We start from the raw sequence: 25,533 nt of genomic DNA, 5'->3' as shown, positions 1-25,533 counted from the left end.
AGATTGAGTGCGCAGTATGCTCCTGAATATGTTATACCTAAAGTATGAATGATGCTAAGGAGGCACTCGCTTGATCAAAGCCTATCGAAATATGAGCATAAAGCTGAAAATATTTTTTATCATTGCGTTCATTATGATCCTCATCATTACCCTGGCGTTCAGCTCGCTCTATTACGCCTATTCGATTTACGATAAGCAGCTGTACGATAAATCGCATAGACTGCTGAACTTATCGTCCTCTTCGATCGATATGGAGCTTAAGAAGCTGGAATCGATGTCATTGACCATCCTATCGGATACGGTCATACAGCAAAGCTTGAAGGAGCTGCTAGTGGACGACTCCGAATATACCGGTTATGTCATCCGCAAGAGAATGACTGATCGGTTGTGGGCGCATATAAGCACATCCGAACGATACGTGCAGTCCGTGCACTTGGTTGATACGAAGGAGAGGGTAAGCAAATACGGCAGCTCCGTCGAGCTGGTGGGCGAGAAGTATAAGCGCATCCGTGATATGGCTTCGGCAGGCAAAGGAGCCGCGCGCTGGTTGTATCCGGATAATACCGACCCGATGCTGATTCTCGTAAGGGAAGTTCGATCTTACGAGCCTTTGACGCTTGAGCCGATCGGGTTCCTCATCCTACGCATCAACATTGAACGAATCGTTGAGGATTATGCGGGCATTGCTTCAGAGAACAGCGATGTAATCATGAAGTCCGGCCAAAGCGTCGTTTATCCGTACCGCAATCTTTCGCCCGAAATGGCTCAGGCCGCACAGCCTTTAGATCAATCAGACGGTTATGAAATTAAGGATATGAACGGTGAAGCGGTATTTTTATCTCAGAAAAAATCATCGTATACGGGCTGGACCTATTACAATGTGGTCCCCTACAATCATATTTTCGAAAAAATCGTGTGGCTCAAAAACACGTTGATTATCGTGTTTACGGCTACGGTTATTATCGTAATCTTAATCGGACTGCTGTTCGCCCGAAGCCTAACGAAGCCGATTCGCTTACTCATCAACCAGATGAAAGAAGTGCAGTACGGAGACCTGGAAAACATGGGTGCCAGTCTGCACGGCGCCGTGATTCAGCAAATGGACGAGGTCGGGCTGCTTCAGCGCACATTCCGGTTAATGATGGCCCGGATTAATACGTTAATCAAAGAAAATTACGCGAATCAGCTCATTATTAAGGAAACCGAGTTTAAGGCGCTGCAAGCTCAGATTAATCCGCATTTTCTGTACAATTCGCTGGATTCGATCAATTGGCTGGCGAAGAAGAACGCTCAAGGACAAATATCGAGCATGGTCGTGTCGCTAGGCTATTTGCTTCGTTCGTCGATCAGCCTGAAACGCAACGTCATTACGATCGCGGAGGAGCTCGAAATCGTACAGCATTATATTACCATCCAGAAGTATCGCTTCCAGCATCGGCTCGACTTCCACATGGACGTAGACGAGCGGTACGCGAACGTTCCGATACCGAAGCTGACGCTTCAGCCTTTATTGGAAAATGCGATCCAGTATGCACTCGAACCTCAGATCGAGCCTTGCACCATTCGTATTTATACCCAGGAAACAGGCGATCAGCTCGCTGTAATCGTCGAGGACCAGGGGCCCGGCATGGAAGAGCATTATTTGCGCAAGGTGCTTAGCGGAGAAGTTGAAACAAGGGGATCGGGCATCGGTCTGACGAATATCCAAGATCGAATGAGGCTCGCCTTTGGAGAAAGCTATGGGATTCTAATAGAAAGCAAGGTGGGGAGCGGCACGAAAGTTTTGGTCATGCTGCCGCTTACTCGGGAGGTACAAGCAGGATGAGAACGACTATACGGATAGGGATGCTGCTAGGGATCGTTGCGCTATTATTCGGCTGCGGCAGGGCGGAGACGGTTGATCCGGTCCGTTCATCCGACGAGCCGATTACGCTCCGGGTGTTCTGGTGGGGGGGAGATTTTAGAAACAATGCGACGATCCAGGCGATCGAAATGTACGAAAAGCAAAATCCGCGTGTGAACATTGAATTCGAATATACCGGCTTTAACGAATATTGGAAGAAGCTCGCGCCATATGCCGCCGGCAACGCGCTGCCGGACATCATTCAGATGGATGTTTCCTATTTGGCGCAATATGCGTCCTTGGATTTACTTGAGGACTTAACGCCTTATATGGATAAGAGGTTGATCGACGCAAGCCAGATTAGCGATAACAACTTGTCCGGAGGCAAGATCAACGATCGTTTATTCGGCATTAACTTAGGCGTCAACGCGCTGTTCAGCGTCTATGATCCGGAAGTATTCAAGCGGCATGGCATTGCGCCGCCGACCGAGGATTGGACATGGTCCGATTTTGAAGCGATGGGCGACCAATTGAAGGGCAAAGGCGTTTATATCGGAACAGACCTTACGCCTGAGCAGTATTTTGCCTACTATCTTAGACAGAACGGCCGCACGCTGTTTGCCGCCGACGGCACGAAGGTCGGGTATGAGGATGACGAGCTGTTCGTGGATTATTTCGGCCGCATGCAGAGAATGGCGAAGGCACGTCTCATTTTCTCGCCGGATATATGGTATTCCGATGTGCGGTTATCGGATTCGGATCCGTTCTATACGGGAGGAGCGCTGCTCGGCTGGGGCTATTCCAATCAGTTTATTACAACGGCCGAGAAATACGGCAAACCGCTGCAGTTAGCGCCAATTCCCGGTCCGAATAGAGATCAAGGCATGTTTCTGAAGCCGGGCATGTTTTTCTCCGTGGCGAAAAACTCGAAGTATAAGGACGAGGCGGCTAAGTTCATCAGCTTTTTCGTCAACGATCTGGAAGCGAACAAGATTATGAAGGCGGAGCGGGGCGTACCGGTGTCCGCGAAGGTGAAAGACGATTTGAAGCCTTTCCTTGAACCGGAGCAGCAGCAAGTGTTCGAATATGTGGAATGGGTGGAGCAGCATAGCAGCCCGATCGATCCGCCTGATCCGGTCGGAACGGGGGAAGTGACGGCGGTGCTTCGCAATCTGTATGACTTGCTGTTGTTCGACAAAATAACGCCGCAAGCGGCTGCCGCTGAATTTAGAACGAAAGCGAACGCTATCTTGGAGCGAAATAAAAAATGAGGAGATGAAAGAAATGAAAATCAAAGCCAAAGCAAGCGAGTTGAAGCAAGTCGTCGGACGCGTGGCGGAGTATACGTTCGGTATGGACCTGACATGGGATTGGCCTGGCGGAGTCGCCTATTACGGCGTCAGCCGGGCGTTCGAAGTAACGGGCGAGCAAGCTTATTTGGACCGGATGGTAACCTGGGTGGATGAATATATCGAAGCGGGACTTCCGGGATGGACGGTCAACACATGCGCGATGGGGCATATGCTGCTCACGTTGTACGAGCATACGAAGGATGAGAAGTATGCCAAGCTTATTTTCAGCAAAATCGACTATTTGGAAAATAAAGCGCTGCGCTTCGGCGACCGCGTGCTTCAGCATACCGTATCGGCCAAAAACGATTTTCCGGAACAGTGCTGGGCGGACACGCTGTTCATGGCGGCGTATTTCATGCTTCGCGCAGGCATTATGTTCGACAAAAAACATCTCGTCGACGACGCCTTGCATCAATTTTTCTGGCATATCAATTATTTGCAGGACGAGAACGACGGGCTGTGGTACCACGGTTACAACCATATCAAGAAGGACCATATGTCCGGCATGTACTGGGCGCGCGCCAATGCTTGGGCCGCTTATACGATGTCCCGCGCGGCAAGGATATTGCCGGAAGGTTATCTGTATCCTCCGATGATGCATATATGGAGTTCATTGCGCGATCAACTGGCCGCTATCAAGAAACTGCAGAAGGAAGACGGCCTCTGGGGTACGGTGCTCGATTACCCGGAAGCCTATGGCGAAGTGTCGGCTACGGCGGGTATCGCGGCGGCAATGGTCACGCAAGGCAATCCGCTGCACGGGAAGTATGTGAAGAAGGCGCTTGACGGCGTTCTGGCCAACATCGCGGACAACGGACGCGTGCTGAACGTATCTGGCGGCACCGCGGTCATGAACGACATCGCCGGCTACCTCGGCATCGACAGAAAATGGGCTCAGGGCTGGGGGCAAGGTCTGGCGCTAGCGTTTTTGGCTTCGGCTATCGAGAATCAGAAACATAATGCGGATGAAATAGAATAAATAAAAACCAGTTAGATCAAAACAGCTGATCTAACTGGTTTTTATTTTAGGCTCATCAGGAAGATTCGTGTTCGTAATTGAAGATGGCCATTCCCTCATTGCATAGCCGTATAATGGTATCGATATCGTCCTGCGGGCGGGTGCTTCGCGTACTGTTCAGTTGTACGGACAACACCCGATGAATCTCATCGAGGGAAACAAGAGCAAGCTCCGACAATAATTGCAGCGTCTTTTCGTTACGTCCGACTAAGTCCTCGTAACGAATCAGGACGGTACCCGTCATCTCATCCTCAAGCTCCCGGTATTGTTTGGCACGTTCGTTCCAAATTTGCCCGAAGGCTTCTGCATCGTCTTCCCAATATGACGTCTCGCTTCTCCAAATATCAATGGGATTCCTGACTAGAAGGACTATAGCGCTATCCGGAAAACATTTTCGCAGCAGCATAAGCTCGCTTTTCCCGTATCTGACTTCTTTAAAGCCGATCCGGTCATGCTTATCTCGGTGTTGGATGTACATGTGCTTAAACAACACTTTTATTGACTCGACGACAGCTGCATCTATAAAAGGTTCATCAGGCGTCATATTCGCCGTCCATAAATTAGGATCTTTGCCGCTCTGGAAAAAATCGCGCTTTTCGTCTTTGCTGCCGTTCGAAAAATAGGAGGCGAGATCGGCGATTCTTACAAACTCCGTTACAATTCCCCCATGCTCGCCCCAAATCAAGGTATTCTCTCTACAATTGAAAATGCGTTGCACCAGCGTCGAACCCGTTCGTTGCGTCAAAGCGGATATAATTACATCCATACCAGTTCCCCTTCTTCATTGAACAAGGCTTGAACGTTGAGCGGCAAATCCACATGGGCAGATCTATCGCTAATGACTATATCGGGAGCCGAATGAGACGTTTCATCCCAGCTCATCCATTGCAACCGACCAAAGCTGGAGCGGCGCACTGCCGCCGATCCGTCTTTCAATTTGATATAAAGGAGATTCCCTTCGCTCAAGAGCCGAATGATCGTTTTGACTATGCCGTCGTTTTGCGGGTAGCTGGATAAATATATTTCGATCAAAAGGTTTTTCCCGTCCGCGACGCGAAGGTTTTGTTTGTCGCGGAGCAGCGAATCGATTAGTTTTGACCACTGACGTTCCCAGCTTTGTTTGGAAAAGCTTTGTGAAACGGCCTGCGCTCTTTGTTTGAATAAAGCCCGCTTGGAAGGATTTTCGATTAAGTCCGCAATGGCTTCTTTTAGCGCATGCGCATGGGGCTCGATCAATAACCCGTTATAATCGTGAATGACGAGATCGGACAGCCCTCCTACTCTGGTTGCGATAACGGCATTGCCGCAAGACATGGCTTCCAGACAGGAGAGGCTCGTTCCTTCGCTGTAGAGCGTAGGGATTAAGGAAATATCCGCTTGGTTGTAAGCCCCGGACATTTTATCGAAAGGAAGCGTATAGTGTTTAATCCGACCCGGCCAACGGTTCATTTTCATCTTGACCATGCGGATATCGTCGGTTTCGCCCTGTCCGCAGAAATGAAAATCCACTTGCGGATATTTGATTAGAATTTCGTCGATAACTTGCAACACAAGCTGAAGTCCTCTGGCATGATAAAGTCTGCGGGGGTATAAAATAACGATTCTACCCTCCGACTTCTGAGGATCCGAATTGGGATAAAACTCAGCCGGATCAACATAATTCGCGATTACTTTCATTTTGTTGCGAAGGGTATAGTCTATGGTTTGAAACCAGTTTGCCGAATTGTTATCTACCGAAACCAGCTTGCCGCAAAGCTTTGCCCCCTCGATAAACCGACGGTTCGTTTCCCAGAACGAGGAGCCGTCCGCATAACAACTTGCGGGGTTATCCCATGCAACGCCATGGATAATGCCTATGCTTGATTGCCCTATTTCGTATGGCCATGCATTGAAGAATGCGGAATAGACGTTCAAAAGAGATCGTTCAGCCGTCTGTTCATGAAATAACCGGCTATACATTTTCACTACGCCGATGCTTAATTCTTTGGCGTGCTGCCCGCCTCTGGACAAAGAGACAATATCGATTCCCCGAAACCTGCGTATCCACGGATCATTCCCATATTGATAGATCGTTAACGAATAGCCTTTTTGTTCGAACAATCGAGACAAATCGATCAGATATCTTTCCGCTCCGCCGGAGTAAAATTTATCGCCTTCAAAATCCAAAAAAGTTGTTGCCATAACGGCAATTTTCCCGGTTGAATTGTAGTTTGCGAAAGCTTGCCAAACGGAAGGCCGACTCAGCAAGAGCTCTTCAATGCGGTCGGCACGAGCAGCCCATTGATTCTGACTGGCTAATCTCCTTCCAGCTTCCTTCGCCTGGCGTGCAACTTCGGGTTTTAACCCTTTCATGATCGCGGTCTCGAAGCCGGCGATAGTTCTTGCAGCGAATACCCAGTCGGATTGGTATGGCAGAATCTCGGAAATGGGGGTTGATACGATTGGCAGGCCAAGGGAGGCGTACTCATAAAATTTAACCGGGGAGACGGAATTTGTTAAATCATTTACTAGAAAAGGAATGATGGCGACGCGAAAAAACTGACCGTATTGAGCGAGGAGCCGGTAGGGTTTCATCCCAAGCAGATGAATGTTAGGGGCTTGCAGCTTCGTTTCATCGATACCGATATGGCCCAAAATGACAAACTGCCAATCGGGTCTTCTAGCCGCCAGTCCTTTCACTAAATGCGTCGCAAACCATTCTTCTACGGCTCCGAAATAGCCGATAATCGGTGATCCGGTGGCGACTATGGGAGCAAGATCCTCCGGCACGGACACGGCGGGGGATAGAAAGTCTTCGATTCTTGCAGCGTTTGGCAATAATACGGCATCGCTTCTGGCAGTAACGTAACGCTTTAAAGCCGTTGCGGAGTATGTGACGATATCTGCCTGCTTCACGATTTGATTATGTTTTTGTTCCATTTGATCGTCGTACAACGAGAAAAACTCCAGCTGGTCTAATATATCGTACCAGAGCGTTTTGTGAGGCAAGAAATCCGCCCACGCCATCTGCACCAGCCAACTGCATAGAACGATGACGGATTGGCTTCTAAGCACGGACAGAAGATGTTTTTCACCTTGCACGACAAACAGATTGGGTTCTGCTTCCCGTAAGCCGAAAGGGCCGGAGGAGGCTTCGCAAAAAAAACAAAGATATCCGCGCTTGGCCAACTCTATCAGCAAATGCTGAGGGCGCTGATTCGGCTCCCAAAGAACGGCCTCCGGATAAACCACGATTGCTTTGTAAGTCCTCTCCGCTAAAACGTTCATCAATTCCAAAGACTGTGAAGACAACGGACCATGTATATATTCGTTGTAGATTTGTTGGCGATTTAAATAATGGGACCGAAAATCAATGGATCCGGCAGTCAAAGGATTTGACCTCCTTCTAACTATTTTCAAGAAAAAGCACCGGCTTCTCGCAAAGCCTAACTCATTTAGCCATAATATGTCCCCTGCCGTTAATTAGGAATAGGTTGTTTGCTTAATTTGCCGTAGACAAGTTCCCATGTTTTTGTAAATCCATAAACTTACAGCATAACTCATTAAGGAGCGTGTTAGTGGCATGTATATTGTCAAGAAACGACTTCGAGCAGTTCCATGCTATACGGGTCGCTGGAAAAAGCCGCGCGAAAAAAAGAAAACCTCCCGAGTGAGGAGACCCTCTCTTTTAAATAAGTTTACTGCTTTGAGCAGAAGATTCGTAAGGTATGTAGGGCGTATTAACAGTCGAATCGGGACACTGACCGCCATAATAAGAAGATTGTCCAATGAAACGAATCAACTGCAGCGCCAGGTAAGCCAGCTGGAAAGACAGGTAAACCTGCTTGCAACGGAAGTAAGCACCCTTGTTGCGCCGACTCAAAGAGCGCGCGCCATATTGGAAGCAAGAATCGGAGCGGATGCTTCGATTGAGACGGACGCCGGCAGCATCTCCGGAACGATAGTCACGGTAGGCATCGATTACGTGCATATCCAGGAGCCTACGGGCGATATTGTCCTTCTTCCTATAAGCAGTATTACCGCAATAAATTAACGAAATGGAGGTAGTGGTTTAATGACTTTTACAGAGATGTTAAGAGGCTATATCGGACGAAGCATTGAAGCCTTTTTGACCAACCAATTCGTCCAGGGTACTCTCATAAGCGTTGGTGATGGCTTTTTCACAGTGCAGGTCACCAGCCCCAATTACAATACTCCGATTACACAGTCCACTATTCTGGTCCAAAACGTGGAATATGTCCGCATACTATCGGTCTAGTTCCGAACGAATGAAATCCACCATCCAGCGGGTCCAGGTTTTGTAGCTTTCTGGATGACGGTGAGTGATGCTTGATGAACGTATTCTACGGTGGTATAGAACCTTTGGAATGTAGGATGCAGGTTGGCAAAGCATAATGCGGGCAAGCATTTGAAAGTCTTCGTATAGCCGCCCTTGGAAGGGATCGGCAACGCTCCAGCCTCCTAATGCGCTTATGGCTTTCATGCTGTACATTCTTGGCGCAAGGGGAAGGGCGTCACGAAGCAATTTTTCCACCGTCATTTGGCCTTGTTCATATTGCGGTGCGTTTAGAACTAAGCTTTTGTTCCGCCGTTCCTGCCAATTCATATGGTCAGCATAGATAATTCCGGCATCAGGCGATAGGTCGCTTTGATTGACTAGCGTTTGCAAGCATGTCGGATCAAGCCAATCATCCGAGTCAAGCTCAAGCAGCCATTGTCCATTAGCGGCAAGCAGAGCCTGATTCAAGCAGAATGCTTTTCCATTGTTTGTTTCGTTTCTCGTAAAACGTATTCTGGGATGCGATGCAAAAGGGCCAGCCAGCCATTTTTCATGAGTCCCGTCCGTTGAACCGTCATCCACAATCATGATTTCCCATGCTATATAGGTCTGTTTGCAAACGCTGCGTACCGCCCACAGCAAATAATCGGCATTATTGAACGTGCAGATGACGACAGTTATGAAGGGAAGTACCGCAGGCGGTTCCTCGCATTGCTTCGTTTGTAGAATAGGAAGGATGAATCTCTCTTCGCTTTCGAGCTTTCGCCAGCGCTCTTTGCTTTTAGCTTTAGGCAGCCATTTAATCGATTTACGGTGTTTGAACTCCCACATTTCCTCTAGATCATATTGCTTATCCAATAGCACATATCTCTCAAACGGAAGAAGCTCGGTGGTTCGGAATACTGGAGACATTCCGGATTTCACGGCCCTCGTACGCCATAATAAGGGGCCTCGTGGCGGAGCGCCATCGATGATTGCGATTCCGGCATCACGATCGGACATACATGAGATCCAGTGCTCTAATTGGTTTTCAAAGCCTGGCACCAACTGCTCCCCCGCAAAAAGCGTAACAAAAAACGGCTCGTCGTACTCAGCAAGGAAACGGTTCATTTGAATGGCATAATCAAATTCAATCAGGACGCATGAGCAATCAGGCATAACCGACTGCATACTGCGTTCTGTTTGTTTGGCAGCCGCAATGTTCTTCGAGTCTAGAACGAATACAAGCATAGAGGGGTGAACGGCCTCCTTTAATACGGAGCACGATGCTGCGTCTGATATAGGATATGACGTTTACCCATGGATGGTTATCACTTTATTGGAAAGGACTCGACGAGATGAGCATCATCATATATCCACCCACTGCGGATTGGAATTGGATGAAGCAGCGACCGCAGCATATAATGAGCCAACTGGCCAAACGGGGACATACCGTTTACTATTGCAACAAGACAAGAACCTCCCCATTCGTGGAGGAAATTGAGCCTCATTTATTCGTTGTCCATCATCATGAACATTGGCTGCGGAATGAATGGCCTTCATTGTACAAGCACCGGCATGGTTCAATTGGAGTGTGGTGTATTCTTCCGAATTTGTCCTCGGCTATTCAGCAGGATTACACGCCGGACTGGATCATTTACGACTGCACTGACGATTTGGGTGAATGGCTCACGCATGAAGCTGCGATGATCAACCGTGCTACGGCTGTCGTTTGCTCATCGGAACGTTTGTATCAGCGAATACGGAGATGGTTCCCGAAGAAAAATACCGCACTCATTCGGAACGCATACGACCCGCAGATGCAGCTCCATCTGCCTTATACCCCGAAGATAGGCGCTCAGCCAGTAGAAGGAGATCAAGTAGGCTACGTCGGAGCTTGGGCTCCGTGGCTAGACGAAGCTCTCATTCGGAGGCTGGCGCTCATACGCGGAATCGAAACCGTAATTGTCGGCCCGGAATTCGGTAAGAAGTTTATATTACCGAATAACAATAGCAATCTACGGTTTATGGGTCTCAAGAGGCATCATGAACTGGCTCCATTTATTCGCGATTTCCGAGTGTGCGTGCTGCCGTTCCGAATAACTCCGGTCACTTTATCCGTTAATCCGGTTAAAGTGTACGAGTATCTGGCCGCGGGCAAGCCGGTCGTGTCAACCGCGCTTCCCGAATGCGAGCGAATGGCTCCGCTGGTCGATGTCGCCACTTCTCATGGAGCGTTCATAGAAGCTGTAACCTATCGGCTTAAAGACCCTGGCGATACGGCCTCTAGAATGAAGTATGCCCTTGAGAATACGTGGGAAAGACGCGGCGATGCCGTGCAAAGCTTCCTTGAGTCCTTATAGAAGACATCTTTTTTATTGACGCTTATATGAATAAACTTTACGCTAAGATTGCCGATAAAATAGAGTGAAGGAATCAGCCTTACAATTGATAAAGAGGTGTGTTACCTATGAAAAATACCGCTACGGCTTTGCTTTTGCTTGCTATGCAAATCGTATTTGCCCTTTGTACCTTGTTTTGGGCGTTTTATGTGCTCATGACGATGCTTATGGCCGATCAAATCGAAGATATAAACGGCCTTCAGACCGTGTCGATGGTTGCTATTTGGCTGTTCCCTCTCGCATATATCGGCACGGCGGTCGCGAGCTGGATCCTGTATCATAAGCGCAAGTTCAAGACAGCGGTCTGGATCGGTTTAATCCCTGTGTTATGGATTTTTCCGTTTTTTGGTTTCTTTGAATAATGGCAAAGGTTAGGCAAATGCTCCTCATACGGCATACAGGTGAAATAATAAAACCTGCTGCTGTAGGGGGAGTTTTTTATTATAATCGCGCACTAAAGGAATATTCAATTGAACGATAGAAAAAGTCTATTAGTGCGATTGCGCAGTAGATGCTACATTAGAAGTATGTTATTTCATACTAATAATATAGGAATTATATACATTGGATTATGGAGGGTGATGTTGTGAGTGAATTGTTCAGGCAAGCCGGCGTAGAGGATGCGCAGCGTCTGCATGAAGTCATCTATGAAGCCTATTCGCTTATTAGGGAGCTTAAGCTGCAATGGCCGGCGGCGAACGCCGATCTGGCTCAAATACGGGATAACATCACGCAAAATGAATGTTATGTGCTGGAGGCTGACGGCACAATCGTTGCAACGGTTACGTTGTCCAAGGGCGGCGAGGTAAAGGAGATAACCGATTTGCCGTTTATCAAATGGTTCGCCGTCCATCCAAGCGAGCAGGGAAAACGGTACGGAGATAAGCTGCTTACTTGGGTGGAGGATTCGATTATTCGCGATAAGCTTGGTGCGCCGGGAGTGACGCTCGGAACGGCCGAGAAGCATCCGTGGCTGCTGCCGATGTACGAGCGAAGAGGTTATGAAAGCATCCGATCATTCGATTCGGGCAATGGCGACGGGACGATGCATTTGCTTCGCAAGGTCGTCAATAATCGCGTGGAAGCAACAGCATCGACAACAAATGGAGGTAATGTGTAATGGCTAAACGTAAACAATTGAAGCTCGGCGCTATGCTTCACGGTGTCGGCAGCAGCACTTCGTTATGGAGACATCCGGACATTCCGTCCGACGCAAGCGTTAATTTCGAGCTGTACAAATCATGGGTCGAGAAGGCGGAGGCGGGCAAGTTCGATCTGGCCTTCATTGCCGACGGTCTTTATATTAACGAGAAGTCGATTCCGCATTTCCTGAACCGCTTCGAGCCACTGACCATTCTGAGCGCACTGGCGGCGGTAAGCAAGCGGATCGGACTGGTTGGCACGTTGTCCACCTCGTACAGCGAGCCGTTCACCGTTGCACGCCAGTTCGGATCGCTGGACATGATCAGCGGCGGCCGCGCCGGATGGAATATCGTGACTTCGCCGCTGGAAGGCTCTGCGCTCAATTACAGTAAGAAAGAGCATCCCGACCATGGCAGGCGGTATCGTATCGCGACGGAATATGTGGAAGTAACGCGCGGTTTGTGGGATTCCTGGGAGGATGACGCCTTCGTTCGCGACAAAGAGGCAGGCGTGTTCTTCGATCCTGCCAAAATGCATGCGCTGAATCATGAAGGGGAATTTTTCTCGGTCAAAGGTCCGCTTAACATCGCCCGCTCGAAGCAAGGGCAGCCGGTTATCTTTCAAGCAGGCGCTTCCGAAGTCGGCAAAGATTATGCCGCGAAGCAAGCAGATGCGATCTTTACGGGTCATGAGACTTTAGAGGAAGCAGTCGCTTTCTATGATGACGTTAAGCGCCGGGCGGCAGCATTCGGGCGAAACCCGGATAATGTGCTGGTGTTCCCGGGCATCGGACCGGTTATCGGCAGCACGGAAGAGGAAGCGGAACGTAAATACCAGGAAGTCGTCGATCTCGTATCGCCGGCTAACGCATTGCTCTATCTCGGACGGTACTTCGAGCATCATGACTTCTCCCAATACGATCTGGACGCGTCGTTCCCGGAGCTTGGCGAGCTCGGCCGCAACAGCTTCCAAAGCACCACGGACAAAATCAAACAGATTGCCAAAGAGCGCAGCTTGACGCTTCGCCAGGTAGCGCTGTCAGTCGCGACGCCTCGTCCGGTCTTCATCGGCACGCCGGAGCAAGTCGCAGACCGGGTACAGCAATGGTTCGAAGCCGGCGCCGCCGACGGATTTATGGTCGGCTCATCCGTGCCGCACGGACTTGAAGATTTCATCGAGCACGTCGTGCCGATCTTGCAAGAGCGCGGCTTGTTCCGCACCGAATACGAGGAAGATACGCTGCGCGGCAATCTAGGGCTACCGATACCGGCAAACCGGTATACGAAATCGGCCGAGCACGTGTGACGTTGCGTATGAGGGAGACGGGTATCGTACGGCTCGGGGAAGAGGCGCTCAGCGAGATGCTTGCCTTCGCCGGTACGTTGCAAGACGAGCTTGTCGCCGTTCGGCGCGATTTGCATCGCCATCCTGAGCTGCTGTACAGCACGGATCGTACAGCTGGCATCGTGGCGCAATTGCTGGAGGAGTGGGGGATCGACGTTCGTGTAGACGTAGGTCCCCATTTCGGCAAAGGGGTTGTCGGCGTACTGCGCGGCGGGCTGGAAGGCGGCCGAACGATTGTGCTGCGAGCGGATATGGATGCGCTTCCGATCGCGGAGCTGAATGATGTCGATTATAAGTCGACTGTCGATGGCGTGATGCACGCTTGCGGCCATGATGCTCATACGGCGATGCTGCTTGGCGCCGCGAAGACGCTGGCCGCGTATAGGGAGAGCTTCGCAGGCGAAATCCGATTCGTCTTTCAGCCGGCCGAAGAGGGCGCGCTTCCGAGCCCGCTGGACGGACGCTTGCTCTCGGGCGGACGTGATTTGCTTGAAGCGGGTATCCTGGAAGGGGTTGACCGCTGCTACGCGCTTCACGTCTGGCCGGAGCATGAAGCGGGAACGCTTGGCATCCATTCGCATTACGCGATGGCGGCCTCTTCTCATTTTCACGTGACGTTTCATGGAAGGAACGGGCATCACAGCACACCTCATCTCGCCGTTGACGCGATTCAGATGACGGCAGCCTTTATTGCCGCGGTGAATAGTATGATGGCGAATCACATCGATCCGTTGGAACAGGCCGTGCTTGCTTTCGGAACGCTGCGCGCCGGAACAGTCATTAACGCGATTGCGGAGCAGAGTGTCATAACAGGTACGTTCCGGGCATTCAGCAAAACGACGGTCGCCGCGATTAAGGGCGGACTGGAACGGCATGCCAATGCGGCTGCACTTTCATATGGAGGCTCCTATGAGATCGTTCATCGCGAGGGAATTGCCGTCGTTAATGACGCTCAGGCCGTGAGTGAGGTTGTCCGCGCCGGAGCGGCTGTGCTCGGGCAGGAGAAGGTGATCCGGCTTCACGCGCCAAGTCTTGCTGGAGAGGATTTTGGCTGGTATCTTGACCGTGTGCCTGGGGCGTTCATTCTGCTTGGATGCGGCAATGAGGCGCTTGGTATCCGAGATGGGCTGCACACCCCTAAGTTCAATCTAGACGAGGCCGCGCTCGTGCACGGCGTAAGACTATTCGTTCAGCTCGCCGCAGGAATAGAAACGGCTTAACCGCACCACTCTTTAACACCAACAGTCCGGCAGGTTTGCCGGCCGTCGGTGTTTTATTTTTAATCGGAACCGCAATAAAGAATGGAATAGAGAGAAGGAATGAAGTTGGGAGCACTGCTTGGTATTCAGAAGGAAAAGTACACACAGGAGAAGCCAACACCGTATCCGTCGTTCTGGCCGGTGCTCGCCGCGATATTCATAGGTTCCTTCGTTGGCATGTATCATGTGGTCTCGCTCAACGTGTCGCTACCCGGCTTTATTCATATATTCGGCACGGAGCTGCGCACCGTCCAGTGGATGATAACCGGCTTTACGCTCGCCAGCGGCATCGTGATTCCGGTCAGCGGTTTTGCGATGGAACGTTTTGGCTGCAAGCGGTTGTTCGTATTCGCGATCGGGGGCATTACGGTGAGCTCGCTGCTGTGCGCCTTGTCGTGGAATATCCAAGCGCTGATCGTGTTTCGTATTATACAAGGGCTATTCTGCGGACTCATTCAACCGGTTTCGCTGGCTCTGATTTATCGGACAATCCGCAAAGAAAAGCAGACCTTCGCTCTAAGCGTATGGTCGTTCTCCACTGTGCTGGGTACGGCGATTGGCCCAACATTGAGCGGTTGGCTGCAAAGCTTCGACTGGCATCTGATCTTTCTAGTGACCGTGCCGGTGGGGATCATCGCATGGGCCGCGGGTGCAGCTGTTATTCCGAAGGATCGGCCGAATGGTCTTGCAAGGCTCGATTGGCGAGGTTTGCTGCTTGCAACCGGCGGAAGTCTGGCTTTGCTGCTGCTGTTCGGGAATATGAGCGAGTGGGGCTGGAGCAGCGTACTCACTTGGACAACGTTGCTGGCCGGTACCTGCTGTATCGTTGGCTTCGTTCGGCAGACACGGCGCAGCGAGCATCCTCTTCTGCAGCTTAGGCTGCTGCGCAACTCTAGATTTGCGCTTAGTCTTGCCGCCTCGTTGATTTTATCGTTCGGACTATATGCCGTCGTTTATTTCATGCCGTTGTTTCTGGTCGAACTGAAAGGTCTGACGCCATTCAAGGTCGGTCTTCTCTTCCTTCCTGCTGCCGGCTGCTTAACCGCTGCCACCTTCGCAGCGGGCAAATGGTATGGAAAACTCGGTCCTGCGAAACTCATTATGATCGGATGTTTCATTTTGTTCATCAGCACCTATTATTTCAGCGGATTGCGCCCGGAGACAAGTCTGATCGCCATTATGCTCTGGATGGGAATCCGTAATATCGGAACCGGACTTGCTTCGACGCCGGCGACGAACGCAAGCATGTCGTCTGTTCCTCCGGAATTGCTGGGACATGCATCGGCATTGCTTAATTGGCTGAGGCAGGTGTTCAGCGCGATGGCGCTTGGCGTCTGCACCTCGCTGTATTATTGGCGAATGGAGGTTCATCAGGCGGTGTTGGGAGGCTCGGTCGAAGGAACCGCCCCTTATCGCCTTGCGCTTATGCTCAGTATTCATGATGTGTTTCTGGTATCGAGCATCATCGTCGCACTCGGCATTCCGATTGGGCTGCTGCTTGGCAGACGGCTGCCGGTATCCACAATCCACTCTCCGAAGGGAAGCGAAAGCTTATGAAATTCATATGGTTCAGCCTCGTCATGAATTTGGCGAATCCGGTCACGGGGGAGCATTTTACGACAAAGGAAAAATTCGAAAACATCATTAAGCAAGCTGAACTCGCCGAGAAACTGGGCTTCGAGGGTTATGGCATCGGCGAGCGGCACGGTGCTCCGTTTTTGTCGTCTTCACCGCCGCTGCTGCTCTCCGCGATCGCCTCAAGAACCTCCCGCATCCGGCTGCTTACCGCCGTCACGGTGCTTAGCGTATTGGATCCCGTTCGGGTTGCAGAGGATTACGCGACGCTCGATCATTTGTCGGGCGGCCGTCTGGAGATGATTATCGGCAAAGGGAATGATCCGCGCCATTATCCGTTATTCGGGATAACCGAGGAGGAGCAGTGGGATTCGATGGAAGAGCGATATGCGCTGCTTAAGCGGCTATGGCAGGAGGAAGATGTTAACTGGCAGGGACATTACCGGCCGCCGCTTCATCAGGTGACGACGCAGCCGCGGCCGCTGCAACGGCCGATTCCGGTCTGGCACGGGAGTGCCTCCAGCACTCGATCGACAGAACTCGCGGCTCGGTACGGGGAGCCGTTATTTTCCTCGAACAGCTTCCATCCGCAAGCCAAATATAAAGATTTAATCGATCATTATCGCGAGAGGCTGGCTTACCATGGGCATGATCCCAAGAAAGCAGTTGTTGGCGCAGGAGCGGGCAGCTTGTATATCGCGGGTACGACGGAAGAAGCGATACGGCGTTATCGTCCTTATTACGATGCCTTCCAAGCGACGGCTGCCGCGCAGCATAATCAATCGCCATTTGCCTCATTGGAGGATCATATCGCGAGAGGCCCTAGTCTGATTGGCAGCGCGGAGCAGGTTATCGAGAAAATATTGAATTATCAAGCCGCATTCGGTCATCAGGTTCTGTCGCTTAGCGTAGACGGTTTGTCCGAAGCCGAGCAGCGGGAACAGATGGAGCGGTTTGCGGCGGACGTTGCGCCCGTGCTGCGCAAGGAAGTGCCGAGCAGCGTGTGGGAGGGACTTCATTCCCCGGTTATATGAGAGCCAGCTTCACCCTTTACTCCCCTGAAGAAATCTCTTTCTGTACCCTTGGGGAGATAACCTCTCGGCCTGCTGGAACGCCCTGGAGAAGTGATGCTGATCCGGGTAGCCGATCATTCTCGCGATCTCCTTCACGGGATAGGAGGTCAGCATAAGCAAGTCCCGCGCTCTCTGCAGGCGGACATGCCGGACGTATTTGACGGGCGAGATGCCGTAGGTCGCTTGAAAAAGCGTGCGAAGCTGCTCCTTGCTGAGCGAGACAAGGGCGGCCATCTCGTCGAGCGTTGGCGGCTCGTGCAGACGTTGTTCCACGTAGTCGCATACCTCGAACACCCGGTTATCGAAGTCGACGGGGTAATCCGGCAGCCGTGGCCGCAGCGTTTGGAACAGCTGCTGAACCCACAACGTACCCTTCGCCCGAATCCGCAAATGCCGGATCGTCTGGTCCGTATTCAGCATGAACATTGGAAAATGCTCGCCGAACCCCTTCTCCATGGACTTGACGTCTTTATCGTCGAACAGCTGAATGAAATCGTTGTATTCGTCCGCCAAGCTTCTCCAGTCGGCTACGAGCCGATCGATTTCTCCTAGCGGCATATCGGACACGACGTGTGGAAAGCGATAGGAACGGATAAGATCGATGACCCCGATTGTAGCCTCGCACGCAAGAGACAAGTAGCAGAACGGCTCGCCATGCCCAACCTCCTTCCACGATTGCGCCGACTTAGACGGAATCGACACGATATCGCCCGTCTTCAGCGTATAGGGAGCGTGATTCAGCTCGATCGTCGCCGTACCGGACAACACGATCCAGAAGGCAGTATACGGAAAGATGAACAGGTGCCGGTGATGGACATCCGTTAGCTTCCATTCTTTCAACCACCGAATGTTGATGTTGGCATGATCAAGCGAGCTTTGATTGCTGAATTCCATAAAGTTGTTCATGTCCGCCACTCCCGAATTTCAAAATCTGCATTTTTGAAACATTTATCTTTATTTCTGATAAATACGCGCTGAGCTCTCGATGCTATAATACTAAACATTGATAAGCATAAAGGCAAGTATTCCACTAGGAATAACTAACCTGTATTTCAAACCGGTTAACCGGATGGCAAGCTGCTTGTCTCCACATTTTATTGGCAGGGGGAAGCCTAGGTGAAAAAAATAACGGTCGCACTTGCAACAGTGCTAACAGCAACATCCATTTTATCGGCATGCTCGTCGGGAGCGGGCAATACGGAGAGCGGCACGAACAACGCCGGTTCCGGTGCAACGACGAAAGAAGAGAAAGTCACGTTGAAGTTTTGGTATCCGGGTACGGACGAGATTTTGACGGGAGCGGTCAAGGAGCTCATTGCGAAGTTCGAGCAGGGCCATCCCGATATCCACGTCGAACCGACGTTCATTCCTTGGGCGGATTACTTTCAGAAATTGACCGTCGCTTATTCGGGAGGCTTGCAGCCGGACGTTCACGGTCTAGGCTTCGGTCAACTCATCTCGACGGTGAATCAAGGCAAATACTTGAACTTGACGCCATATATTCAAGAAGCCCAGTGGGCGGGCGAGAACGATTTCTTCCCGGATATTCTTGAGGCAGGCCAATACGAAGGCGGACAATACGGTCTTCTTCTTCCGGAAATTCGTCCGCTTGTTTGGCGCAAAGATTTCTTCAAGGAAGCCGGCCTCGATCCCAAGAGTCCGCCCAAGACGTTCGACGAGATTTTTGAATTCGCGGATAAGCTCAAAGTCGTGGAGAACGGCCAAACCGTACGCGGCGGCATCGATATCCAAACGAGCAACGGGGAGCAGTCCTACTTGTCGCTGCTGCTCCTGCTCGGCGAAGACTTCTATGATGCGGAAGGCAATCCGACTTTCGATTCACCGGCATCGGTGGGGCTGGTGCAGAAGATGGTGGATTTGTATAAGTCAGGGGCGATTATTCCGTCCAGTCAGCAGCAATTAAACGGTACGCCGTTCCAGAACAGCCTAGCCGCATTATCGTTCACATCCGCACAAGGCGCAGCGGAGCTGAGGAAGACGGTCGGGGAAGAGAACATCGGATGGGCGCTGCCTCCGGAAGGTCCGGAAGGGAAGCGGACGGCTCTCATGCTCGGCACGTTCTTGACGGCCGCTCAGAAGACGAAGCACCCGCAAGCGGCTTGGGAGTTCATTCAATTCTGGTTCGAGGGAGCGAACGTGCTGGAGTTTACGACGAAGACGGGCGCGATCCCGCCGCTTCAATCGTTGAAGGGCGATTACACGAAGTTTGGACCTGCTTACGCGGCAGCATTTGAAGCATTGAACGATGCCAGAGGGTACGGCGCTTCCGGCAACTGGGCAATCAACGTTAAATATTTGCGCCTCGCGCTGGAGGAATCGTATAACGGCATACGTCCTGTGGAGGAAGCGCTGAAAGCGAACGCGGAGCTGGCGAGGGAGGAGATCGCTGGACAATGAACAGGGGGTTAAACCGTTTCATACCTTACCTGCTTATTACGCCAAGCGTCGTCCTGTTTGCGATATTTATTTTGCTGCCGATTCTATGGGTGCTCTATTTAAGCTTCACGAATTATACGATGCTGAATGCTCCGGAATGGATCGGCTTCAAAAACTTCGAACGTCTGTGGAGCGATGAAATATTCCATCGGGCGATCAAAAACACGGCTCTGTATTGGATCGGTACGGTCGTTCCGAGCATGGTCATCGGTCTCGTTCTAGCCAATCTGCTGGCCATGAAGCTTCGGGGACTCGCCGTATTCCGCGCGCTTCTGTATTTGCCGGGCGTTATTTCATCCGTTGCGGTAGCGATGACTTGGCTATGGCTGCTCGATCCGCGCCAAGGACCAATCAACGGTTTTCTGAAGCTGATCGGTTTGGAAGGACGGAACTGGCTGCAGGATCCGAACACTTCGCTCGGTTCCGTCATTCTGATCGGCATTTGGGTCGGAATCGGCTACTCCATGATTATTTTTCTCGCCGGCATCCAGAGCATTTCCGAAAGCCTGTACGAAGCGGCCAGTCTGGACGGGGCGTCGGCCTTGCGCAAGTTCCGGCATATTACGGTCCCGCTGCTGAAGCCGATGACGCTGTTCCTGTTCATTACGGCTACGATTCGTTCGTTTCAGGTGTTCGACCTTGTCTTCGTGTTGACGGGAGGCGGACCCGCCAATTCCAGCACGACGGTCGTTACTCAAATCGTAGGGGCAAGCTTTCAGGAGTACAAAATGGGCTACGCATCTGCTATGGCCGTATTTCTTCTCGCCGCTACGTTCGTCGTGACGGTTATCCAATACGTCGTGGGCAGCCGCAACGCGTCGACCGAATAGAGGTGAATGATGAGACTTACTAAAATAGAACAAAGCTCGGCGTACGCCGTTCTCGTCTTGATATCCGCGATCACCGTCCTGCCGCTGCTCATCGCTTTCTTCACCTCGATGAAGGGTGATGCGGAGTTCGCGCTTGGCGCCGTGAATCTCCTTCCCGACGCTTGGCATTGGGACAATTACGCGAAGGCGCTGCAGATGGGGGATTGGCCGACTTATTTCAAAAATTCCGCAGTCGTCACGATCGCCGTCGTGGCCGGAAGCCTACTGATCAACGCGCTCGCCGGCTTCACATTCGCCCGCATTGCATTCAAGGGCAATGTGCCGATCTTTCTGACGATGCTCGCCGGGATGATGGTTCCGGCGCAGGTCGTCATTATTCCGCAGTTTCTGATCATGAAGTCGATTCCGTTGTTTGGGGGCAATGATTGGCTCGGCGCCGGAGGCAACGGATGGCTGGACAGCTACTACGCCTTGATCGTGCCGGAGCTCGCGGGAGCGTTCGGCATCTTTATGGCGCGCCAATTTTACTTGCAGTTCCCGAAGGCGCTCGACGAGGCGGCTTATATCGACGGGGCGGGTTATCTTCGGTTGTTTTTTGCGATCTACTTGCCGCAGAGCGGCCCGCTGGTCGCGACGCTCGGCATATTCAAATTCGTCAGCGTCTGGAATGACTTCTTCCATCCGTTAATTTACACGAACAGCGAGTCTATGCGTACGCTTCAGCTCGGCCTGCAAGTATTCCGGGGCGAACACGGGGTTCAATACAATCTGTTGATGGCGGCTTCCTTGCTCGTATCGCTGCCGATCATCGTCATGTTTTTCGTGTTCCAAAAGCAGTTCATTCGCAGCGTTATGGCATCTAGTGTGAAAGGATGAGCAATTAATGAAAGCCATTATGGTTATGTTCGATACGTTGAACCGGCATATGTTATCCCCTTACGGCGGACCGGACTGGATCCGGACGCCCAACTTCAAACGGTTGGCCGAACGAACGGTCGTGTTCGACAACAGCTACGTAGGGAGCATGCCTTGCATGCCGGCCCGCAGGGAGCTGCATACAGGAAGGCATAACTTCCTGCATCGCAGCTGGGGGCCGCTGGAGCCCTTCGACGATTCCGCCATCGAGAAGCTGGGAGAAGCGGGCGTGTATACCCATTTGATTACCGACCATCAGCATTATTGGGAGGACGGCGGCGGGACGTATCATCCGCGCTACCAGTCTTTCGAGCTGATCCGCGGTCAAGAGGGGGACCCGTGGAAAGGCGAGGTTCGCCATCCGGAAGGCTTTAATCCGGAGAACCTTCACCCGATCGCTCGCAAGATGTTCCGTCATGACCAGATTAACCGCAAATATATCGTGGAGACCGATCAATTTCCCCAGGCGCAGACGTTCGCCGGCGGCTTGGAATTCATCGAGCTGAATCATAAGGAGGACCATTGGTTTCTCCAAATCGAGACGTTCGATCCGCATGAACCTTTCTTCAGTCCGGAGGAATTCAAGAAACTTTACGCTCATGAATACGAAGGGCGGCTTGCCGATTGGCCCGTGTACGGTCCGGTCACGGAGTCGGCGGAAGACGTGGAGCATATGCGCCTCGAATACGCCGCCCTGTTAACGATGTGCGATCATTATTTGGGAAAAGTGCTGGATACGATGGACCGTCTCGATTTGTGGGAGGATACGCTGCTGATCGTGAACACGGACCATGGATTCTTGCTTGGCGAGCATGATCAATGGGCCAAATGCGTGCAGCCGTTCTACAATGAAGTGGCGCATACGCCGATGTTCATCTGGGATCCTCGAAGCGGGGTGAAGGGCGAGCGTAGGGCTAGCTTGGTGCAAACGATCGATCTTCCGGCGACGCTGCTCGACTTCTTCCAAGTGGAACTGCCGAAGGATATGCAAGGCAAGCCGCTGCGAGGTACGATCGAGAGGGACGAACCGGTTCGGGAGGCGGCGCTGTTCGGCATTCACGGCGGGCATGTCAACGTGACGGACGGACGCTACGTATATATGAGGTCGGCGGCTGCCAAAGAAAACGGACCGTTGTACGACTATACGTTAATGCCGACCCATATGCGCAGCCGGTTCCATGCGAGTGAGCTGCAGCAGTTGGAACTGGCGGAACCCTTTGCTTTCACGAAAGGCGTCAAACCGCTTAAGATCCCGGCTCGAACCTACGGGAATCTGCACGACTACGGCACGCTGCTGTACGATGTCGCGAAGGATCCGCAGCAAGTCCAGCCGCTGGAAGATGCGGAGATCGAAGCACGGATGGTTGCTCATTTGAAGAAGCTCATGAAAGAGAACGAAGCCCCGGTAGAGCAATACGAGCGCCTTGGGATCAAAGCGGAAGACGACTAAAGGACACTGCTTCAAGAATGAAGCTATGTTGGATTCTCGCAATAACTTTTCTCCATTTGGAGGGATTCTGGGAGCTATGTTGGATTCTCGCATTAACTTTTGCCTCTGTGGTTCATTGACAGCCCTGTTAGCTCTAAGTTAATGCAGAAATCCAATATAGCGCTCTATCGGTACTCGGATCGAACGAAGTTACTGCACATATCCAATATAGCTCATAGTTTGTTGAGGGCTTGGTTCATTTTCATATTAGGAAGGAGAGGGACGGTAGATCCGTTGCCTCTCTTTTTTTGCATGTTACAGGAAAATATAACCATTCCATCATCCGTACGAACTGTAACCATCGTCTCAAATTGATGTCATACGATAAGAGGTTTTGTAGAATGGATTGCAAAGGTATTATGAATATATTAAATATATACTTGCGAGAACGGAACGGATTCTGCCGCAAAAGGAGGGGAAGGGAAGTCGCATTCCAACGTCGTTCTCCATAAAATCATTTAATCGAGGTGTATCTAATGCTGCGAAAGTGTACGGTTATCGGGCTTGCGATCGTTTGTACCCTATTGATGACGATGGGTGCAGTTGCATCGGCTGCGGGCGACAAAGAAAAGACGCGGGAGAGCACGATATCCTGGCCGACTGAGCAAGCGCTTCCAAGCTTCTCGAAGGTAAAAGAACTTGATGTGGCGGATATCTACGACGCTCCCGGCGATATCAAGCTGATGCTGGCAACCTTGCAAGGCATCGTTAATCGGGTAGAGCCGCGCGTTTATTTGCTGGAGAACAAAGAAGAAGGCAAGTTTACTTGGCTGAATGATCTGGACGTGAAATATAAGGTGATGGACGACTATTGGCAAATCGTACGGACGTATGCCAAGGAAATAAACGGAGTTATCGTCTATGACCCGAAAATCCCGGATTCCGTCAACGTGGCGACGACGCTGGCTGGCTTGAAGGGGGCGGTTGTCGCAAGTCCGGATCTGGCGAAAAAGCTGCAGGCCGCGCCGTACAACTTGAAGGTGCTGGACGATCTGCAAGGCAAATTCAAAGATCGACTGGATGCGTATACCTGGCAGTACGAAAACCTGTGGAGCCGAACGACCAAACGAATGATTGTAGGATTGAGCCCTCAAACCTCGATCAGGCTGCCGGACAATCAGGAAGACTTGTTCACCGTGCTTGGGCAGGATACAACGCAGGAAAGAGACGGAGCAAACAAAAAAGTGTACGACTTTGACCTGAGCGAAAGCCTTGGCGACTCGGATGTGTATCTCCGGTTCGGCGATGCGTTCACGCAGGACGGCTGGGGAGCGGCCGTGCATGAAGTGACGGTGAAAGCGGACGGAGAGACGATCGCCCAATTCACTGCGGGTACTGCGGAGGAAGAAGCGTTCCTGTACGACAGGGACGGATCGCAGGTGTCCGAGGGGCAAGGCGGGCATCGCTTTGCCGACAACGGCCGCTATTTCATCTACAAGTTTACGCCGCCGGCCGGCGCCAAGCAGTTGACCACTTCGGTCGAAATGTGGAATCAATACAAAGTTTCCGTCAGCAGCGTGCAGCCTGTTTCCTCGGAGCAGAAGGAGCCTTACGGCTATCTCCGAGATTATGCGGTAGCCAATAAAGCGATGGTGTTCTGGCTGGATTCCAACGTTCCGGAGCAACGGGAGCTCTTCGAAAAAATATTGTCCGATGTGAAGCCGGGCACGCCTTACCTTGGCTGGTTCAGCAACGACGTCGACGGCGAGTTCAGCGGCGTCGAGATTACTTCGAACCACGGCGTTTACGTGCTGGCTGCGGACTGGTTCAGCAATTTGACCGTATTCTCGGGAACGAAAGCGAATAAGCCGAAGCCTGCCGCAGTAAAGACACCGAAGCTCGAAAATAAAATTTACGTAACCTATACGTTCAGCGAAGGCGACAACTTCCAATACAATCAGCATCGCATGCGGATATTGTGGGATGATCCGAGCCGCGGCAAAGTGCCGCTCAACTGGACGTCCAGCCCGCTGCTCTATGATGCGGCGCCGGCGATGTTGAACTACTTCAACGAAACGGCAACGGCAAATGATCAGATCATCGCGGGACCGTCCGGTGCCGGCTATTTCTACCCGAACGCTTGGCCGGCGCAATCGTTCTCCGCTTTCCTGAAGCAGTCGAATTCGTATATGGAGAAAACGGGAATGACTATCCCTTACGTCCTGAATCGGATCGACAGCCAGAACGTACCGCTGGACGATGCCCACGCGGCGGCATACATGAAGGAATATAAACCCGCAGGGATGTTCCTGAGCTGGGAAGACCGTTACGGCGTCGAGCTGCTCGGCGGCAAGCTTCCCGTATCAACGATTCAAGGCATCAGCACGGCGAAGGACGGAAAAACGATTCTGGACAACGCCAAAGCCGGTTGGGACGGCAAATCTCCTAAGTTCGTTTCGTTGGGGCTGCTTGCATGGAGCCTGACTCCGTCGGATATCGCCGAGCTGCAAGCATCGCTCGGACCCGAATTCGCTGCTGTTCGCGCCGATCAATATTTCTCGTTGATTCGCAGCGCCTACGGATTGCCCGTTAAGCCGTAAGCTTGTCATAACAAGAGAGGACGACGGACATTCCG

The 25,533-nt window shown here is 51.7% G+C and carries 20 protein-coding genes; 16 read left to right on the top strand and 4 right to left on the bottom strand.

The genetic code is table 11. The features are described 5' to 3' along the window. Positions 1-70: 70 nt before the first annotated feature. The 3 genes from AC0YN0_RS21575 to AC0YN0_RS21565 are packed head-to-tail and all read left to right on the top strand — an operon-like array spanning position 71 to position 4,174. Positions 71-1,825 carry a sensor histidine kinase gene (locus tag AC0YN0_RS21575; RefSeq protein WP_475823099.1) on the top strand — a complete coding sequence of 585 codons (1,755 nt, stop codon included), beginning with the start codon at positions 71-73 and terminating at the stop codon, positions 1,823-1,825. Beyond that, positions 1,822-3,114: an ABC transporter substrate-binding protein gene (locus AC0YN0_RS21570; protein ID WP_475823098.1), complete on the top strand. Its 1,293-nt coding sequence runs from the start codon at positions 1,822-1,824 to the stop codon at positions 3,112-3,114. Before AC0YN0_RS21575 ends, AC0YN0_RS21570 begins: the two co-directional genes overlap by 4 nt. Positions 3,115-3,127: 13 nt before the next feature. Next, positions 3,128-4,174 (top strand): glycoside hydrolase family 88/105 protein, encoded by a 1,047-nt coding sequence (locus AC0YN0_RS21565; RefSeq protein WP_475823097.1) that lies wholly within the window; start codon positions 3,128-3,130, stop codon positions 4,172-4,174. 55 nt (positions 4,175-4,229) lie between these two features. Here AC0YN0_RS21565 and AC0YN0_RS21560 read toward each other — a convergent pair whose 3' ends face one another. Together AC0YN0_RS21560 and AC0YN0_RS21555 are read right to left on the bottom strand one after the other, a co-directional pair. Further along, positions 4,230-4,979 (bottom strand): sulfotransferase, encoded by a 750-nt coding sequence (locus tag AC0YN0_RS21560; protein ID WP_475823096.1) that lies wholly within the window; start codon positions 4,977-4,979, stop codon positions 4,230-4,232. After that, positions 4,970-7,582: a glycosyltransferase gene (locus AC0YN0_RS21555; protein ID WP_475823095.1), complete on the bottom strand. Its 2,613-nt coding sequence runs from the start codon at positions 7,580-7,582 to the stop codon at positions 4,970-4,972. The genes AC0YN0_RS21560 and AC0YN0_RS21555 overlap by 10 nt, the downstream gene beginning before the upstream one ends. A gap of 316 nt (positions 7,583-7,898) precedes the next feature. On the opposite strand from AC0YN0_RS21555, the gene AC0YN0_RS21550 reads away from it, so the two are divergent. Then, positions 7,899-8,246: a hypothetical protein gene (locus AC0YN0_RS21550; RefSeq protein ID WP_475823094.1), complete on the top strand. Its 348-nt coding sequence runs from the start codon at positions 7,899-7,901 to the stop codon at positions 8,244-8,246. 213 nt (positions 8,247-8,459) lie between these two features. Here the strand turns inward: AC0YN0_RS21550 and AC0YN0_RS21545 are convergent, their stop codons facing one another. Further along, on the bottom strand, positions 8,460-9,722 hold the full coding sequence (locus AC0YN0_RS21545; protein WP_475823093.1) for a glycosyltransferase family 2 protein: 1,263 nt from the start codon (positions 9,720-9,722) through the stop codon (positions 8,460-8,462). 107 nt (positions 9,723-9,829) lie between these two features. On the opposite strand from AC0YN0_RS21545, the gene AC0YN0_RS21540 reads away from it, so the two are divergent. From AC0YN0_RS21540 to AC0YN0_RS21510, 7 genes are all read left to right on the top strand, one after another. Continuing rightward, positions 9,830-10,834, top strand: coding sequence for a glycosyltransferase (locus tag AC0YN0_RS21540; protein ID WP_475823092.1), 1,005 nt, complete (start codon positions 9,830-9,832; stop codon positions 10,832-10,834). Between the two features lie 107 nt (positions 10,835-10,941). Beyond that, the gene (locus AC0YN0_RS21535) at positions 10,942-11,235 is read left to right on the top strand and encodes a hypothetical protein (RefSeq protein WP_475823091.1); all 294 of its coding nucleotides are present in this window, start codon (positions 10,942-10,944) and stop codon (positions 11,233-11,235) included. A 224-nt stretch (positions 11,236-11,459) separates the two neighbouring features. Then, positions 11,460-11,993 (top strand): GNAT family N-acetyltransferase, encoded by a 534-nt coding sequence (locus tag AC0YN0_RS21530; protein WP_475823090.1) that lies wholly within the window; start codon positions 11,460-11,462, stop codon positions 11,991-11,993. Then, positions 11,993-13,321 (top strand): LLM class flavin-dependent oxidoreductase, encoded by a 1,329-nt coding sequence (locus AC0YN0_RS21525; protein WP_475823089.1) that lies wholly within the window; start codon positions 11,993-11,995, stop codon positions 13,319-13,321. The genes AC0YN0_RS21530 and AC0YN0_RS21525 overlap by 1 nt, the downstream gene beginning before the upstream one ends. 8 nt (positions 13,322-13,329) lie before the next feature. After that, positions 13,330-14,580, top strand: coding sequence for a M20 metallopeptidase family protein (locus AC0YN0_RS21520; RefSeq protein ID WP_475823088.1), 1,251 nt, complete (start codon positions 13,330-13,332; stop codon positions 14,578-14,580). Positions 14,581-14,679: 99 nt separating this feature from the next. Continuing rightward, complete coding sequence (locus AC0YN0_RS21515) at positions 14,680-16,176, top strand: DHA2 family efflux MFS transporter permease subunit (protein WP_475823087.1); 1,497 nt, start codon at positions 14,680-14,682, stop codon at positions 16,174-16,176. Then, positions 16,173-17,228: an LLM class flavin-dependent oxidoreductase gene (locus AC0YN0_RS21510; protein ID WP_475823086.1), complete on the top strand. Its 1,056-nt coding sequence runs from the start codon at positions 16,173-16,175 to the stop codon at positions 17,226-17,228. Before AC0YN0_RS21515 ends, AC0YN0_RS21510 begins: the two co-directional genes overlap by 4 nt. A gap of 9 nt (positions 17,229-17,237) precedes the next feature. Here AC0YN0_RS21510 and AC0YN0_RS21505 read toward each other — a convergent pair whose 3' ends face one another. Then, a complete protein-coding gene (locus tag AC0YN0_RS21505) occupies positions 17,238-18,173 on the bottom strand; it encodes a helix-turn-helix domain-containing protein (RefSeq protein WP_475823085.1) in 936 nt (311 codons plus the stop codon). A 210-nt stretch (positions 18,174-18,383) separates the two neighbouring features. On the opposite strand from AC0YN0_RS21505, the gene AC0YN0_RS21500 reads away from it, so the two are divergent. The 5 genes from AC0YN0_RS21500 to AC0YN0_RS21480 all read left to right on the top strand — a co-directional run bounded on the left by AC0YN0_RS21500 (position 18,384) and on the right by AC0YN0_RS21480 (position 25,498). Then, entirely contained in the window at positions 18,384-19,685 is a 1,302-nt protein-coding gene (locus AC0YN0_RS21500; protein ID WP_475823084.1) for an ABC transporter substrate-binding protein, read from the top strand. Continuing rightward, positions 19,682-20,554, top strand: coding sequence for a carbohydrate ABC transporter permease (locus tag AC0YN0_RS21495; protein ID WP_475823083.1), 873 nt, complete (start codon positions 19,682-19,684; stop codon positions 20,552-20,554). Before AC0YN0_RS21500 ends, AC0YN0_RS21495 begins: the two co-directional genes overlap by 4 nt. 9 nt (positions 20,555-20,563) lie before the next feature. Next, positions 20,564-21,430 carry a carbohydrate ABC transporter permease gene (locus tag AC0YN0_RS21490; protein ID WP_475823082.1) on the top strand — a complete coding sequence of 289 codons (867 nt, stop codon included), beginning with the start codon at positions 20,564-20,566 and terminating at the stop codon, positions 21,428-21,430. Positions 21,431-21,437: 7 nt separating this feature from the next. Beyond that, positions 21,438-22,919 carry a sulfatase gene (locus tag AC0YN0_RS21485; RefSeq protein WP_475823081.1) on the top strand — a complete coding sequence of 494 codons (1,482 nt, stop codon included), beginning with the start codon at positions 21,438-21,440 and terminating at the stop codon, positions 22,917-22,919. 515 nt (positions 22,920-23,434) lie between these two features. Continuing rightward, on the top strand, positions 23,435-25,498 hold the full coding sequence (locus AC0YN0_RS21480) for a GxGYxYP domain-containing protein (protein WP_475823080.1): 2,064 nt from the start codon (positions 23,435-23,437) through the stop codon (positions 25,496-25,498). Positions 25,499-25,533 lie beyond the last annotated feature (35 nt).

Source organism: Paenibacillus sp. J22P218 (assembly GCF_056269195.1).
The sequence above is the reverse complement of the archived record's forward strand: the minus strand, read 5'-3'. Positions and strand labels throughout refer to the sequence as shown.

Bases quoted from the DNA above. Each gene is read 5' to 3' on its own strand.
- AC0YN0_RS21505 (WP_475823085.1), bottom strand. From the start codon at position 18,173: ATGAACAACTTTATGGAATTCAGCAATCAAAGCTCGCTTGATCATGCC.
- AC0YN0_RS21520 (WP_475823088.1), top strand. From the start codon at position 13,330: ATGAGGGAGACGGGTATCGTACGGCTCGGGGAAGAGGCGCTCAGCGAG.
- AC0YN0_RS21490 (WP_475823082.1), top strand. From the start codon at position 20,564: ATGAGACTTACTAAAATAGAACAAAGCTCGGCGTACGCCGTTCTCGTC.
- AC0YN0_RS21545 (WP_475823093.1), bottom strand. From the start codon at position 9,722: ATGCTTGTATTCGTTCTAGACTCGAAGAACATTGCGGCTGCCAAACAA.
- AC0YN0_RS21525 (WP_475823089.1), top strand. From the start codon at position 11,993: ATGGCTAAACGTAAACAATTGAAGCTCGGCGCTATGCTTCACGGTGTC.
- AC0YN0_RS21565 (WP_475823097.1), top strand. From the start codon at position 3,128: ATGAAAATCAAAGCCAAAGCAAGCGAGTTGAAGCAAGTCGTCGGACGC.
- AC0YN0_RS21480 (WP_475823080.1), top strand. From the start codon at position 23,435: ATGCTGCGAAAGTGTACGGTTATCGGGCTTGCGATCGTTTGTACCCTA.
- AC0YN0_RS21540 (WP_475823092.1), top strand. From the start codon at position 9,830: ATGAGCATCATCATATATCCACCCACTGCGGATTGGAATTGGATGAAG.
- AC0YN0_RS21515 (WP_475823087.1), top strand. From the start codon at position 14,680: ATGAAGTTGGGAGCACTGCTTGGTATTCAGAAGGAAAAGTACACACAG.
- AC0YN0_RS21510 (WP_475823086.1), top strand. From the start codon at position 16,173: ATGAAATTCATATGGTTCAGCCTCGTCATGAATTTGGCGAATCCGGTC.
- AC0YN0_RS21570 (WP_475823098.1), top strand. From the start codon at position 1,822: ATGAGAACGACTATACGGATAGGGATGCTGCTAGGGATCGTTGCGCTA.
- AC0YN0_RS21495 (WP_475823083.1), top strand. From the start codon at position 19,682: ATGAACAGGGGGTTAAACCGTTTCATACCTTACCTGCTTATTACGCCA.
- AC0YN0_RS21560 (WP_475823096.1), bottom strand. From the start codon at position 4,979: ATGGATGTAATTATATCCGCTTTGACGCAACGAACGGGTTCGACGCTG.
- AC0YN0_RS21485 (WP_475823081.1), top strand. From the start codon at position 21,438: ATGAAAGCCATTATGGTTATGTTCGATACGTTGAACCGGCATATGTTA.
- AC0YN0_RS21535 (WP_475823091.1), top strand. From the start codon at position 10,942: ATGAAAAATACCGCTACGGCTTTGCTTTTGCTTGCTATGCAAATCGTA.